Source organism: Streptomyces sp. NPDC027185 (assembly GCF_055567035.1).
In genome coordinates this window covers 289,740-303,365 of the sequence record NZ_JBVHRF010000005.1, presented here as the reverse complement: position 1 = coordinate 303,365, position 13,626 = coordinate 289,740, and the positions used below count along the sequence as shown (strand labels likewise).

Below are 13,626 nucleotides of genomic sequence, written 5' to 3'. Positions count from 1 at the left end.
GGCGAAGCCCCCGGTGTTCAGTGTCCCAGGCGCCTCTCAGGCCGTCGGCACCACGATGCCGAGCCGCTCGGCCGCCCGCTCGGACACCTCCTGGAAAGCGGTGTGCTGCCCGGCGAAGTCCCTGATCGAGGCCCCGGCCAGCTCGGGCCCGGCCAGCTCCGGCGTACCGACGCCGAACAGCGGCTCCGGGGCGTACTCCCAGTTCAGCTCGGAGCGGCGCGCGGCCTCGGTGGAGCGGAGGTCCCGGATCAGCCGCAGCGCGATCTCCATGCTCCCGCTCGCCGGGCCCGCGGTGATGCGGTTGCGGTCGGTCACGACGCGGTTGGTCGGCACCAGGGTCGCCCCGTAGTACGGCAGCAGGTCGTACGCGTGGAAGTTGGTGGTGGCCCGGTACCCGCGGAGCAGTCCGGCGGCGCCCATCAGCAGGCTGCCCAGGCAGACCCCCGCGACCCACTTCGCGCGCCCGCCGCGGTCGGCGAGGAACTCCAGCGTCTCGGTGTCCTCGAAGATCTCCGCGGGCACCGCGCCCGCCAGCAGGACATCGAGATCGGCCGGGCACTCCTCGAACGTGGTGGTCGCCCGCGTCGGGAAGTTCGGCGCGCCCTCGATCTCGTCCCGGTCCTTCCAGACGAGGTGCACGTTCACCTCCGGCTGGGACCCCAGCAACGTGTGGGCCCCGATGACATCGACCGGCAGATACCCGGGACACACCAGGATCCCGACATCGAGCTTGCGCAGTTCAGCCGTCATGTTCCTTGCCTCTCCTCGCCTCGGACTACTTGCAGGCAGGCTACAAGCCCAACTGTAAGTCTGGGCTAAGGAACCCCCGTGACGCGCCGGTCGTGACCACCCCCGTGTCTCCGAAGCGGACGAAACCGCCGCGTGCCCCGCCGGCAGCTCTCCACAGGAACGCGCCCACCAGCAGTTCTCCCGGCTCTCCCGGGCTCTCCCGGGCCTCCCGGCTCTCCCGGGCCTACGGAGGAACGCGTCCCGCCGTCACGGCCCCTCCGCCCCCACCGCCCCCGTATACGCCCGCACCCGCCCCGCGATCCGCCCGTCCACCTCCTCCGGCCAGGCCCACCGCGCCAGCCCCGTACGGAGCACCACCCGCGGCACCGCCTCCGCGCGGGCGGCGAAGAGATACCGGAACCCGACCCGCAGCCGGGAGGCCCCGCCCCCGTCCACCGACCCCACGTCCACCAGCACCGGCCCCTCCGCCCCCGGCACCGCCCACGCCTCCCGCACCCCGCCGAACTCCCGCAACAGCCCGTAAGCGCTCTCCCGCAACGACCCGTCCCCCGCCACCGGCACCCCCTCCGGAAACGCCCACCCCCCGCCGTACCGCAGCAACAACAACCGCCCCCGCTCATCACTCAGCAACGCCCCCGCCCGCACCTGCGGACACCGCCCCCGATGCGGACACCGCCCCCGCCGCGCGTGATCCCGCAACGCGTCGTAGAGCGGCATCAACGGCCCGAGTTCATCGGGGTGATGCCGGAGGTAGTCGGTGAGGTCACGGGTGAGGGCGGCGGCGTCAACGGTCATGGCCGGGCTCCCGGAGGAACGCCGGGGCGGTGAGGGGACGGAGCGTGCTGCCGTCCCTCTTCGCCGTCCACTCCCGGCCCCCACCGGGAGGCCGCAGGTGGTACGAGGCGGTGATGCAGCTCGGAAGGGCGACCACCACCCCGACCCGGCCACCCTTTCCTAGGTCGATGGCGAGGTCGCCGAGCCGGGGGAGATACGGGCCGCCGTCCGCGAACTCGGTTTCACGTGAAACGAGTTGCTTCTCTGATTCGGTCATACCCCGAAGCTAGGAGCGGCCCCGGGGGCGAATATGAACCGCGGGAATATCGGCGTCACCCGTCGAGGTGAAAACGGTCCGACATCCGCCGCAGCTTCTCGCGGGTGGCGGCCCGTTCGGCGTGGACGATGCCCCGCAGCGTCGAGCGCGCGATGGGGTGATTACGGATCAGCTGCGGCGCCAACTGCTCAGCCTTTTCCAGCTCCTTGAGCGCCGTGTCCCGGTCGCCGTCCCAGAGCCAGGCCCGCGCCAGGTCCATGTGGTGATGGCCCTGACGGGAGTGGGGCAACGCGGTGACCACCTCACGCGGGGTACGGCGGTTCATGGCCAGGGCATCGCCCTGCTCGCCCATCTCCAGCGCCACGCTGATCGCGTGGACCTGCACATTGCCCGCGGAGAAGGTCAGCGAGTGCCGGTCGAACAGCGGACCGGTGTGCTCGCCCAGCCGCCGTGCGGCGCTCCGCGCATGCCCGATACGGTCCCGGGCCTCCGCCTTCCGCCCGCCCCGGGCGGCCGAGACCGCGGTGCGGAGCTGGAGCGTCCCCCATGCCCGGACGGCGAACGGCTCGCCCCGGTCGTAGCCCTGCTGTACGTCCCGCAGCGCCTTGTCGGCGAGGGTGACGGCGTCGTCCCAGTCGGCGGTGGCCCACATGTCCCACACCCGCATCCAGTCGGCCACGGCAGGCATCACCGCGTCCCCCGACAGCCGGGCCGACCAGGCCGCCCGCTCGCAGGCCATCGCCACCAGCTCGGGATGGCCCAGAGCGTGCGCGGCGGTATGCGCGAACTTGCAGCACACGGCGTAGATCGCGAACGCCTCCTCCCGCTCGTGGCCGGTGGACACCTCGGCCAGCGCACGGGCTTCACGGAGCAGATCCGGCAGCACCTGCATGATCGCCACGTTGGCTGCGGCGTCCCGGAGCCGGTGCAGCCGCGCGGTCTCCCGCCAGAGCCGGTCGGCCGGGCGGGGCACCCCCTCGAACACCGGCGCCAGATCGTAACGTCGCAGCTCACGCAGGATGGACGAGGCGGCGACCTGCCACCGGTTCTCCGCCGGTGAGCTGCTGTACGGGCGTCCGATGAGGTCATTGGGATGGACGTGCAACTCGGACGCGACCTTGTTGAGCAGACCGACCCGATCGAGTTCGATCTGCCCGCGTTCCATCTTGGACACCCAGCCCTGTGTCCGGCCCAGAGCCGCGGCAAGATCCGCCTGCGGCATCCCGAGCCGAAGCCGCGCGCGTCGCACCCGGCGTCCGATCTCTTCGGCTTCTTCCAGCATCAGCGGCGCTCCATCCGTGGGGCTCGTGTGTCGACGGTACCTAGAGGGTGGGGTGCGGGGGCGGGCCTGCCGACGCCCGGCAGGACGAATGATCTGTCACACTCCAGGCGCATTCTCCGCGCGGGCACGGTACTTGGACGGCCCGTACCCGCACCGGGGCGCGGGTCCCGCGATCCCGGCCCGACGAAAGGGGACCGAAAGATGGCGACCGAAGGCGCGCGCGTGTTCCGCGAGGCGTGGATCGCCGGGGTGCGGCGGCATTTCCCCGGGGAGCCGAAGGCCGGGTACGTCACGCCGTGGGAGGGGACGCCCGAATGGGAGCGTGCGGCGGCCGGGGCGGTGTATGCGCAGGTCAGGCAGTTTCTTGAGGTGAGCGGCGGGTCCGCCGCCCGGCTCACGCGGGAGCAGAAGGGGCGGTTCGTCGCGGTGTGCTGGACCGCGCAGATGTACCGGCACTTCGCGGACCCGAAGCCGGGTTACGTCGCCGACTGGCCCGACCTGCCCGAGTGGCAGCGGGAGACGGACGCGGACATCTTCGAGGCGATCGAGAAAGCCGCCTGACCCCCCACGGCGCCCGGATCCCGGTCCCACCCCTGACAAATCTCAGGGTGGATCCATGACAAATGGCAGGGGCCACGACCGCCCCGCGAGTGGTCTGATGGGGGAATGTTGCTTGCGGAGAAGGCGGGCTCGTGGCCCCGCCGGTACGAGATGAGCCGGGACGGACAGAAGCTGACGACGTTCACGTCGGGAAAGGGGCAGTCGAAGGGGAGTTTCCGCCTGGGCGGGGCGGAGTTCACCGTCCGTGCGCACGCGTTCGGCGGCACCTATGAGCTGCTGACCGAGACCGGGGCGTGCGTGGCGACGGCGGAGCACGTGGGGCGCCGCAACTGGAGCGTGCGCGCCTCGGGCGAGGAGTTCGCGTTCCGGCGCGCCTCGCTCACCGGCCGCCGGCAGGAACTGCTGGGCACGGACGGCGAGCCGGTCGGCTCGATCTCCCGTGCCGGCGGGATCAAGTTCGGCGCCACCGCCGACCTGCCCGGACTCGCCGACGAGGTGCAGGTCTTCGTCACGGCGGTGCTGCTGCTGCGCTGGCAGCGGCAGCGCACCACGGCGGCAGCGGGCGCGGCGGCGGCGAGCAGCTGAGCGCCCCGGCGCCTGCGCCACCCCTCCCCTCCGGCCGTCCCATCCGGCCATGTGCCCCGAAGAACACCCCGAAGCGCGTGACATGCCACCCGGTACGGGCCGAGAATCGCAGCCAGCGCCACCACTACTCGTCCGTAACAAGCGCCCGCAGCGCCCGTACCCAGCGGAGGCACCCGGTGTTCAGCACGATGCAGGACGTACCGCTCACGGTCTCGCGGATCCTGGAACACGGCTCGACCGTCCACGGTTCCTCGCAGGTCATCACCTGGACCGGAGGCGAACCGCACCGGCGGACCTTCGCGGAGGCCGGAGCCCGCTCCGCCCGCCTCGCCCACGCGTTGCGCGGCCTCGGCATCGGACGCGGCGACCGCGTGGCGAGTCTCATGTGGAACAACGCCGAACACCTGGAGGCGTACCTCGCCGTCCCCTCCATGGGCGCGGTGCTGCACACCCTCAACCTGCGGCTCCCCGCCGAGCAGCTGACCTGGATCGTCCGCCACGCCGAGGACCGCGTCCTGCTCGTCAACGGCAGCCTGCTGCCGCTCCTCGCGCCCCTGCTGCCGCAGCTGGACACCCTCGAACACCTCGTCGTCGTGGGCCCCGGCGACCGCTCCGTCCTCACCGGCGCCCGGCCCGCCGTCCACGACTACGAGGAACTCCTCGACGGCCACCCGGAGCGCTACGACTGGCCCGAGCTGGACGAACGCGAGGCCGCCATCCTCTGCTACACCTCCGGCACCACCGGCGACCCCAAGGGCGTCCTCTACAGCCACCGCTCCCTCTACCTGCACTGCCTCCAGGTCAACAGCGCCGAATCCTTCGCCCTCGGCGCCGCCGACCTGGCACTTCCCGTGGTCCCGATGTTCCACGTCAACGCCTGGGGCCTGCCGCACGCCGCGTTCATGGCCGGGGCGTCACTGCTGATGCCGGACCGTTTCCTCCAGCCCGCGCCGCTCGCCGAGATGATCGAGACGCTGCGGCCCACCATCGGCGCCGCCGTCCCCACCATCTGGCAGGGCCTCCTCGCCGAACTCGACGCCACCCGCCGCGACGTGGCCTGTCTGCGGACCGTCATCATCGGCGGCTCCGCCTGCCCGCCCGTCCTCATGCGCGGTTTCGAGGAACGCCACGGCATCCGCGTCGTCCACGCCTGGGGCATGACGGAGACCTCCCCGCTCGGCACCGTCGCCCACCCGCCCGCCGGCGCCACCGGCGACGAGGAGTGGCGCTACCGCACCACCCAGGGCCGCTTCCCCGCCTCCGTCGAGGCACGGCTGATCGGCCCGGCGGGCGAAGCGCTCCCCTGGGACGGCGCATCCGCCGGCGAACTGGAAGTCCGCGGCCCGTGGATCGCGGGCGCCTACTACGGCGGCGCGGACGGTGCCCCGCAGCGCCCGGACGACAAGTTCAGCCCCGACGGCTGGCTGCGCACCGGTGACGTCGGCACGATCACCCCGGACGGCTTCCTCACCCTCACCGACCGGGCCAAGGACGTCATCAAGTCCGGCGGCGAGTGGATCTCCTCCCTGGAGCTGGAGAACCACCTCATGGCCCACCCGGACGTCGCCGAAGCCGCGGTGATCGCCGTCCCGGACGACAAGTGGGGCGAACGTCCGCTCGCCGCCGTCGTCCTCACCGACGGCGCCACCACCGGCCACGACACACTGAAGACCTTCCTCGCCGACCGCATCGCCCGCTGGCAGCTCCCCGAGCGCTGGACCCGGATCGACGCGATCCCGAAGACCAGCGTCGGCAAGTTCGACAAGAAGGTCCTGCGACGGCGGTACGCCGACGGCGAGCTGGACATCACCCACCTCGGCTGAACCGCCCCCGACGCACCGGAGCCCCCGTAGGTACCGCACCTACGGGGACTCCGCCGTCGTACGCGGAGACGGACTCAGTTCGTCCCGATCTTCGCCAGCAGGTCCACGATCCGGGACTGCACCTCGGCGCTGGTGGACCGCTCCGCGAGGAACAGCACCGTCTCCCCGTCCGCGAGCCGCGGCAGCTGCGCCGGATCAAGATCGACGGAGGTGTAGACGACCAGCGGGGTGTGGTCGAGCAGCCCGTTCGCCCGCAGCCAGTCGACGATCCCGGCCCGACGGCGACGCACCTGCATCAGGTCCATCACGACCAGATTCGGCCGCACCTGATGCGCCACCGCCACCGCGTCACTGTCCGCCGCGGCCCGCGCCACCTGCATCCCGCGCCGCTCCAGCGACGCCGTCAACGCCCCGGCGATCGCGTCGTTCTGCTCGATCAGCAGCACCCGCGGCGGATGCTGCTCACTGTCCCGCGGCGCCAGCGCCTTCAGCAGCACCGCCGGATCCGCGCCGTACGCCGCTTCCCGCGCCGCCTGCCCCAGACCGGCCGTGACCAGCACCGGAACCTCCGCCGCCCCCGCCGCCTGACGCAGCGACTGCAACGCGGTACGGGTGATCGGCCCGGTCAGCGGATCGACGAAGAGCGCCGCCGGGTACGCGGCGATCTGCGCGTCGACCTCCTCCCGGGAGTTGACGATCACCGGACGGTAGCCGCGGTCGCTGAGCGCCTGCTGCGTGGAGACGTCCGGCGCCGGCCACACCAGCAACCGCCGCGGATTGTCCAGCGGCTCCGGCGGCAACTCGTCGTCCATCGGCGGCTGCTGCGGACCGAGCACCTCCACGGCGCCGTCCGGCCCGTCCAGCGGCTCCGGCCCCTCACTGCCCTCGTCCGGCGCGGAGACCGCGAACGCCCGGCCCTCGCTCGCGTCCAGCAGATGAGGCTGCGGTGCACCCGGCCCGGCCGCCTGCCGACGCCCGGCGGCCGCCTCCCCGCGCCCGCTCTCCTGCGGCGCGGCGAGCTTACGGCGCCGCCCCGACCCCGCGGCCGGCGTACCCCCGGACGGCGTACCCCCGGCGGCCGGCCCCTGCGCCTGCGGATCGACGAGCTGCTGCGCGAACGGCACCCCCTGCCCGAGGGTGCGCACACTGAACGCCCGCCCGTGGGACTGACCGGGTCCCGGCCCGCCGTCCTCCTCCGGCCGCTGCTCCGCCTCCGCCTCGACGGGACTGGGCCGCCCCCGCCGCCGCCCGGTCGGCGCCGGCGCCTCCCCCTCGGCCGGCACGGCCCCCGGCGCACTCCCGTGCACCGCACGCGTCGGCTCCGCGGGCTGCTGCGGCACGGCACCCTGCGACGGCACGGGCTCCCCCGCACCGGCAGCCCCCACGCCCTGCGGCGGTACGGGCTGCGCCACGCCGACGGCACCCGCGCCCTGCGGCGGTACGGGGCCGCCGTGCGCCGGTCGCTGCTGCGGCACATCCGGCCGGACCTGCTGCGGCCCCTGCTCCTCGGGCCGCCCGTGCTGCCCGTGCTTGCCCTGCCGCACCGGCTGCTGCCCGGCCTGCCCGGGGAGACCGGGCCCGGCCTGCTGCCCCTGCTGCCCGGGGCGCCCCGCACCGGCCTGCTGACCTTGCTGACTCTGCTGCCCCGTAAGCCCGGGACCGGCCTGCTGACCGGACCGCCCCGGCACCACCGCACCCGGCTGCTGCCCCGGGACACCCGTCCCGGGCCGCACCGGAGCCCCCGGCCGCTGCTGCGGACCCACCGCGTGCGGACCCGCCGCACCGGCCGCCGCCGTCTCCTCGTCGGACTGCGCCACCAGGCCCTCGGGGCCCGCCACGAACATCCCGGACGCCTCGGAGTCCGCCATCGCGGCCGCCGCCCGCTCCTCGGCCGCGGCCCGCCGGGCCCGCCGGCGGCCGGTCGGCTCCTCCTGCCACTCGCCCTGCGGCACACCCGGGTTGACCGCCGGTTCCAGCCCGGCCGGGCCCACCGGGACCTCGGCGGGCTGCCCCGGACCGTTCGCCACCGGCCGCCGCGCCCGGCGCCGCCCGGTGCCCTCGGCCTGTGCGGGCAACTGCCCGGCGACCGCGGGCAGCGCCGGCAGCCCGGACCCCGCAGCCGCCCCGGACGGCGTCCGGTCCGCCGCCGCCGGCGGCAACGCGAACGGCGACCGCGCACCGCCCGCCGCCTGCTGCGGCCCGCCGCGCTCCGCCGCGTCCGCCCGGCCCGGCGCCTCCGCCAGCGCCCGGCGCGCCCGCCGCCCGCCGCCCTGCTGCCCGGCACCCTGCGCCGCCACCTGCTGCATCTGTCCCGGATGCCCGACCGGCGTCAACTGCGCCGCACCCGTACCTCCGGCCTGAGCCGTACCACCGGCCTGAGCCGGGCCCGTGCCCGCACCACCGGACGCCGGGCCCGTGCCCGCGCCGCCCGGCAGCGCCGGAAGCCCGCCCGCCGCGCTCTCCGGCTGCGCCGCCCGGCGCCGCCCGCCCGCCGCGCCCTCGGGCGCCCCGGAGGCGTCGCCACCGGCCGCACCGGTGCCCGGACGCCCGGCCCCGGCGGTCCCACCGGCCCCGCCGTCCGTCCCGTCACCGTCCTGCCGGACCCGCCGGTGCCCACCGGCGGACGTACCGTCGCCGACCGCGCGCCCGGCCCCGTCCGAACCACCGGCGGCCCCGGCCCCGTCCGCACCCGACGGCTCCGTCCCGCGCGCCCGCTGCGCCGGGAGCGGCATCACCGTCGTCCCGTCGCCCTGTGTCTCCGGCGTCCGGCCGCCGCCCGCGGGCACCGTGCCGTCCGCTGCCACCGGCAGCTCCAGCACGTACGCACTGCCGCCCGCGCCCTGACCGCCCGGCACCTTGTGGGTCTGCATCAGCCCGCCGTGCTGCCGCACGATGCCCCGCGCGATCGGCGCGTGCACCGGGTCACCGCCGCCGTACGGGCCGCGCACCTCGATGCGTACGACATCGCCGCGCCGCGCCGCGGCCACCACGATCGTCGAGTCCTGCGGACCCCGGCCGCCCGCGCCCTGACCGGCTGCGTCCGCCGCCGGCATCCGGCCCGTCGAGTCGACACCCGCCACATCCGCGATCAGATGCGACAGGGCCTGCGCCACCCGCTCCGCGTCGACCATCGCCTCGATCGGCGGCGCGTGCACCGCGAACTGCGCCCGGCCCGGCCCGATCAGATCGATCGCGCCCTCCACACCGGCCGCCACCACACCGTCCAGCGACACCTTCGCGCGCCGCAGCTTCTCCGCCCCGGCGTCCAGCCGCTGGTAGCTGAGGACGTTGTCGACGAGCGTCGTCATCCGCGCGTGCCCGGCCGCCAGGTGGTGCAGGATCTGGTTGGCCTCCGGCCACAGCTGCCCCGCCGGGTCCGACGCCAGCCCCCGCAGCTCCCCGGTCAGCTCCTCCAACGGCCCGCGCAGCGCCTGCTCCAGCACCGCCAGCAGCTGCGCGTGGCGCGCCGCCAGCGCGTCGTACGGCCGCCGGTCGGTGAACGTCATCACCGCGCCGACCAGCTGATCACCGTCGCGCACCGGAGCCGTCGTCAGATCGACCGAGACCGATTTGCCGTCCTTCGCCCACAGCGCCTGCCCGCGCACCCGGTGCTTGCGCCCGGACCGCAACGTGTCCGCCAGCGGCGTCTCCTCCCACGGCAACGGCGAACCGTCCGCCCGGGAGTGGTGCATCAGCGGATGCAGCTCCTTGCCGCCCAGCTCACTCGCCCGGTACCCGAGGATCTGCGCCGCCGACGGATTGACGAGGACGACCTTGCCGTCCGCGTCGACCCCCACGACCCCCTCGGCCGCGGCCCGCAGGATCATCTCCGTCTGCCGCTGCTGCCGCGCCAGCTCCGTCTCGGTGTCCAGCGTCCCCGTCAGATCCCGCACCACCAGCATCAGCAGCTCGTTGCCGGTGTAGCCGTTGCGGTGATCGGCGTACGCCGCCTCGAAGGCCGACTCGTACGGCGTGCGGCCGTCCTCCAGATTGGCGCTGGTCACCTCGACGAGCAGCTCACTGCCGTCGGTCCGCCGCGCCACCATCCGCGTCGGCTTCGTCCGCCCGCCCTCGGCGTCGGCGTCGTGCCGCCGCATCGACCCCGGGATGCGCTTGGAGTCGAACGACGGCAGGAGGTCGAGGAGCCCGCGCCCCACCAGGGCGGTACCGGGCGCCTCGAACGTCTCCAGGGCGATGGCGTTGGCGTTGACGACCGTGCCGTTGCAGTTGACGAGCAACAACGCGTCAGGAAGGGCGTCCAGTATGGCTGCGAGGCGAGCAGCGCCTCGGGATGGCCTGCTGCTCACGACGACGCTTCCTCCCTGTTACCGCACAGTGCCGGCCCGGCTGGGCGGGCCGCTGGAAGGGAGTCTACGGGCAGTTGCCGTGGACGCCGAGGCGGACGAGGGGCAGGTGACACCCCGGCCGGGTGCGACTCGCCGCACGCCCGACATGTGCCCCGCGTCCTGACCTGCCCGCCCACTCCACCACGAAAGGGCTCGGGCATCGCGTCATGAACCGGTCGTCGGGAGCAGCGGCTCGAACCGGTCCCAGCGGGCGATCTCGCAGCCGTTGGTCCGCCGGAAGTCGGCCTCGACCGGCCGCCCGGCCCAGTACCCGGAGACGTGCGCGGTGATCGGACCGCCGTACATCATCGTGCACTTCGCCGCCTGCGGCACCGCCGCGAACGTGTCCTGCCCCCACCGCGTCATCCGGTCCAGCCGGTCACACGCCCCCGCCGCGTCGAAGTGGTTCCCGCCGTCGGGGTGGCAGAACAGCTCGTACCGCCCGTCCACCCCCGCCGCCCCGGACCGCGTCACCGTCACCGTCAGATGATCCGCGGGCCGCAGCCGCCCCGCGCCGTCCGCACCCCCGCCCGCCGCACGCGTGACGGGCCCCGGCAGCCCGGAGACACCCCGGTGGTGACGGTGCCCGGTGGGCGGCCGCAGACCCGTACGGTCGAGCACTCCGGCAGGGCCCGTGGGGTTCGGCCCCGTGGCGCGCTCCCCGTGCTGCGGCAGCGGGATCGGCGCCCCCGAGGCGGCGGGCGCGGCGAGCGCCAGCGCGGCAGCGGCGGCCACCACCGGCGCGACGACGGTCAGCAGGGACTTCCGGCGATACGGCATCAGTGCTCCAGGAATAGAGAACGGAACGGGCGCGCGGCACGCACCCACCGGGGCGCCCCGCGGCCACGCCGCACCCGGCCCCACCCCTCTAACGCGCCTCCCGCCCCGACGTTTCGCCGCGGGAACGTCTTTGCCGCGGACCCGATACGCCGAGTACCGTGGGGGGCGATTGGTGACAGCCCGCAGAGCTGTGCCATCATCTGGACACGCCACAGCGCTCACGCGCAGGTGTGTGGAGGCGTCGCCTAGTCCGGTCTATGGCGCCGCACTGCTAATGCGGTTTGGGGCTTACCCCCCATCGAGGGTTCAAATCCCTCCGCCTCCGCTCCCAGTCCTCCGGGCCCCTTCTCACCACGAGAAGGGGCCCGGAGGCGTTTCCGCCCCCTACGCGTGCCCCGCCGCCCCCGCGCGGGAGGCGCCAGCCCGGTGGGGCGTCCGCCCGCAGTGGCACACAGGACGGGCGCGAAGCCGGAATGGGCGGGAAGCGGCGAGCGGGCCTTCCCCGCGACCGGTGGACGCGGGCTCCGCCCCACGCCGGGCCGCCGCGGCACCCCGGCGTCGATCTTGACCGCCCCTCCGGCCCGGCCCGGGGCCCCGAAGATCCCTTGGAACGCGTCCCGCCCCGTCGATCTTCGACGTTTCCCCCCGGGGCGCCCTCGGGGCCGCCGCTCCTCAGAACGCCGCCCCAGGGACGTTTCCGCAGGTCAGATGGGGTGTGGGCAATGGATTTCGCGTCACGGCGCGGTTCATGTAATGTTGTTCCCGCAACGCCGACCGGCAAGAAAAACCGCCGGGAAGCCAAGCGCTCGTAGCTTAACGGATAGAGCATCTGACTACGGATCAGAAGGTTGCAGGTTCGAATCCTGCCGAGCGCACAGCAAGCCGGAGGGCCCGTCGAGAAATCGACGGGCCCTCCGGCTTTTGTCGTGACGGCGATCGTTCTGCGGGGGCGGGGTGCTCGCCACGCCGTCGGCGGTGGTGCGCCTCCGGTGGGGAGGACGCCGGAGCGAGGAAGGGGCGCTACACGAGGCGTTACGTGTACGGCTCCGCTGTCGGGGCCGGTGTCCGTGGTCCGCGGGAGTCTGTCCGGCCGGTCCTTCCCCGGGGCTGTCAGGCGAAGTCGATCGCTGCCAGGGCGGGGCCGGCGAGGGCCAGGGCGTACTGGAGCGTGACGGTGCGCCGCCGGGCCGTGTGGGATATCGCGTCGGTGGGGAGGCAGAGCGCCGCCAGGCCCGTGACGGCGGAGAGTCCCATGGAGAGCTGGGCCACGCCGAGGAAGGGGCCGCTCGCGCCGTCTCCGGAATACGCCTGCTCCAGGACGACGATGACGAACGCCCCGTAGGCGACGGCGAGCAGGAGGAAGCCGAGCCCGGCGAAGACGCGGAGCGCCCGCGCGGAGGGGGCGAACGGGTCGGGAATCGCGGGTGGGGTGGGGGCGGCGGAAGCGGAGCGGGCGGCCGGTGTGGTCATGGTGGCCACCCTGGTGCGTGTGACCGGCCTCCGCATGGTGGCGGGTACTCAGACGCGGTCGGGGGTGGTACTCAGCGGAGCCGCGCTCCTGTGGCCGGGGCGGGGGTGTTCACGCCGGGTGCCGGTGCCGCGGTACCACCACGACCTGGTCCGGGTCCTCGTAGATGACGTGCCCGGGGGCGTGGGAGTGCAGGCGGTGGCAGGGGACGCGGTGGGCTCGGAGGATGGCGAGGTAGCCGTCGACGCGGGTGATCAGGTGTGGGGACGTGGACTTGAACCAGGCGGCGGCGCCGGGGTGGCGGGTGCGGTCGTAGACGGTGGGGTCGACATCGGCGGGGTTGGTGAAGTGGGTGTCGTACCAGTCGTTGGAGGTGCGGCGGAAGCGCTCCTGGGCCGGGGTGAGGAGGCCCTGGCGGGCGAGGTTGTTGACGAGGGCGAAGACGCCGGGGAAGTGGCCGTGGTCGTTGCGGGTGGCGCCCTGGAAGCGGATGTAGTGGGGGAGGGCTGGATCGACGGGGGCGGCGCGGAAACCGGCCGGGCGGGGGTGTGGGGACACGGGGCTCCTTCGGGTGGGCTGGTGCGGGGTGTGGCCGCACGGGCCGGGAAGCCGGTGGGGTGGGGAAGGGAGGGGCTACGACGCGGAGGCGTGGGGCGCGGTGCGGGGGCCGGGGGGTGTGGAGAGGTCGGTCGGAGCGGGGCTTCGGGGCGTGGTTCCGGGGCTGAGGGGCGGAGGGACCGGGCCCTGGGGGCGTAGTGGGTGCGGGGAGTGAGGGGGCGGGTGAGGAAAGGATTAGGCATTGGTGCGGAGTTCGCGTACTGTTTTGTTTACCGACGCGGGGTGGAGCAGCTCGGTAGCTCGCTGGGCTCATAACCCAGAGGTCGCAGGTTCAAATCCTGTCCCCGCTACTGACGCCGTAGGCCCGGTGGATTCGTCCACCGGGCCTACGGCTTTTTGCGTGCGGTACGTGTCCTTGGCGG

11 protein-coding genes and 3 tRNA genes are annotated in these 13,626 nt (G+C 74.0%); 6 read left to right on the top strand and 8 right to left on the bottom strand.

The genetic code is table 11. The annotated features are described in order from the left end of the window. Positions 1–36: 36 nt before the first annotated feature. The 4 genes from ACZ4M8_RS18615 to ACZ4M8_RS18600 all read right to left on the bottom strand — a co-directional run bounded on the left by ACZ4M8_RS18615 (position 37) and on the right by ACZ4M8_RS18600 (position 3,083). Positions 37–750 (bottom strand): DJ-1/PfpI family protein, encoded by a 714-nt coding sequence (locus ACZ4M8_RS18615; protein WP_467608571.1) that lies wholly within the window; start codon positions 748–750, stop codon positions 37–39. A 246-nt stretch (positions 751–996) separates the two neighbouring features. Continuing rightward, positions 997–1,545: an NUDIX hydrolase gene (locus tag ACZ4M8_RS18610; RefSeq protein WP_467608569.1), complete on the bottom strand. Its 549-nt coding sequence runs from the start codon at positions 1,543–1,545 to the stop codon at positions 997–999. Continuing rightward, positions 1,535–1,801, bottom strand: coding sequence for a hypothetical protein (locus tag ACZ4M8_RS18605; protein ID WP_467608568.1), 267 nt, complete (start codon positions 1,799–1,801; stop codon positions 1,535–1,537). The genes ACZ4M8_RS18610 and ACZ4M8_RS18605 overlap by 11 nt, the downstream gene beginning before the upstream one ends. 55 nt (positions 1,802–1,856) lie before the next feature. Further along, positions 1,857–3,083 carry a helix-turn-helix domain-containing protein gene (locus ACZ4M8_RS18600; RefSeq protein WP_467608565.1) on the bottom strand — a complete coding sequence of 409 codons (1,227 nt, stop codon included), beginning with the start codon at positions 3,081–3,083 and terminating at the stop codon, positions 1,857–1,859. Positions 3,084–3,284: 201 nt separating this feature from the next. Here ACZ4M8_RS18600 and ACZ4M8_RS18595 point away from each other — a divergent pair, with 201 nt between their 5' ends. From ACZ4M8_RS18595 to ACZ4M8_RS18585, 3 genes are all read left to right on the top strand, one after another. Continuing rightward, positions 3,285–3,644, top strand: coding sequence for a hypothetical protein (locus ACZ4M8_RS18595; RefSeq protein WP_467608562.1), 360 nt, complete (start codon positions 3,285–3,287; stop codon positions 3,642–3,644). A gap of 105 nt (positions 3,645–3,749) precedes the next feature. Further along, positions 3,750–4,229 (top strand): hypothetical protein, encoded by a 480-nt coding sequence (locus tag ACZ4M8_RS18590; protein WP_467608560.1) that lies wholly within the window; start codon positions 3,750–3,752, stop codon positions 4,227–4,229. Between the two features lie 176 nt (positions 4,230–4,405). Beyond that, a complete protein-coding gene (locus tag ACZ4M8_RS18585) occupies positions 4,406–6,052 on the top strand; it encodes a long-chain fatty acid--CoA ligase (RefSeq protein WP_467608558.1) in 1,647 nt (548 codons plus the stop codon). A gap of 74 nt (positions 6,053–6,126) precedes the next feature. On the opposite strand, the gene ACZ4M8_RS18580 is transcribed toward ACZ4M8_RS18585, so the two are convergent. Both ACZ4M8_RS18580 and ACZ4M8_RS18575 read right to left on the bottom strand, forming a co-directional pair. Beyond that, the gene (locus ACZ4M8_RS18580) at positions 6,127–10,359 is read right to left on the bottom strand and encodes a PAS domain-containing protein (protein ID WP_467608556.1); all 4,233 of its coding nucleotides are present in this window, start codon (positions 10,357–10,359) and stop codon (positions 6,127–6,129) included. Positions 10,360–10,563: 204 nt separating this feature from the next. Continuing rightward, a complete protein-coding gene (locus ACZ4M8_RS18575; protein WP_467608554.1) occupies positions 10,564–11,178 on the bottom strand; it encodes an SSI family serine proteinase inhibitor in 615 nt (204 codons plus the stop codon). 234 nt (positions 11,179–11,412) lie between these two features. Between ACZ4M8_RS18575 and ACZ4M8_RS18570 the strand changes: the two genes are divergently transcribed. Together ACZ4M8_RS18570 and ACZ4M8_RS18565 are read left to right on the top strand one after the other, a co-directional pair. Further along, positions 11,413–11,503: transfer RNA gene (locus ACZ4M8_RS18570), tRNA-Ser, on the top strand. A 477-nt stretch (positions 11,504–11,980) separates the two neighbouring features. Continuing rightward, positions 11,981–12,053: transfer RNA gene (locus tag ACZ4M8_RS18565), tRNA-Arg, on the top strand. Positions 12,054–12,288: 235 nt separating this feature from the next. Here ACZ4M8_RS18565 and ACZ4M8_RS18560 read toward each other — a convergent pair. Next, a complete protein-coding gene (locus ACZ4M8_RS18560) occupies positions 12,289–12,648 on the bottom strand; it encodes a hypothetical protein (protein ID WP_467608553.1) in 360 nt (119 codons plus the stop codon). A gap of 109 nt (positions 12,649–12,757) precedes the next feature. Continuing rightward, complete coding sequence (locus ACZ4M8_RS18555; RefSeq protein ID WP_467608550.1) at positions 12,758–13,204, bottom strand: hypothetical protein; 447 nt, start codon at positions 13,202–13,204, stop codon at positions 12,758–12,760. Between the two features lie 276 nt (positions 13,205–13,480). Here ACZ4M8_RS18555 and ACZ4M8_RS18550 point away from each other — a divergent pair. Further along, positions 13,481–13,554: transfer RNA gene (locus tag ACZ4M8_RS18550), tRNA-Met, on the top strand. The last annotated feature ends 72 nt before the right edge of the window (positions 13,555–13,626 follow it).

Bases quoted from the DNA above. Each gene is read 5' to 3' on its own strand.
- ACZ4M8_RS18605 (WP_467608568.1), bottom strand. From the start codon at position 1,801: ATGACCGAATCAGAGAAGCAACTCGTTTCACGTGAAACCGAGTTCGCG.
- ACZ4M8_RS18590 (WP_467608560.1), top strand. From the start codon at position 3,750: ATGTTGCTTGCGGAGAAGGCGGGCTCGTGGCCCCGCCGGTACGAGATG.
- ACZ4M8_RS18595 (WP_467608562.1), top strand. From the start codon at position 3,285: ATGGCGACCGAAGGCGCGCGCGTGTTCCGCGAGGCGTGGATCGCCGGG.
- ACZ4M8_RS18610 (WP_467608569.1), bottom strand. From the start codon at position 1,545: ATGACCGTTGACGCCGCCGCCCTCACCCGTGACCTCACCGACTACCTC.
- ACZ4M8_RS18600 (WP_467608565.1), bottom strand. From the start codon at position 3,083: ATGCTGGAAGAAGCCGAAGAGATCGGACGCCGGGTGCGACGCGCGCGG.
- ACZ4M8_RS18560 (WP_467608553.1), bottom strand. From the start codon at position 12,648: ATGACCACACCGGCCGCCCGCTCCGCTTCCGCCGCCCCCACCCCACCC.
- ACZ4M8_RS18575 (WP_467608554.1), bottom strand. From the start codon at position 11,178: ATGCCGTATCGCCGGAAGTCCCTGCTGACCGTCGTCGCGCCGGTGGTG.
- ACZ4M8_RS18615 (WP_467608571.1), bottom strand. From the start codon at position 750: ATGACGGCTGAACTGCGCAAGCTCGATGTCGGGATCCTGGTGTGTCCC.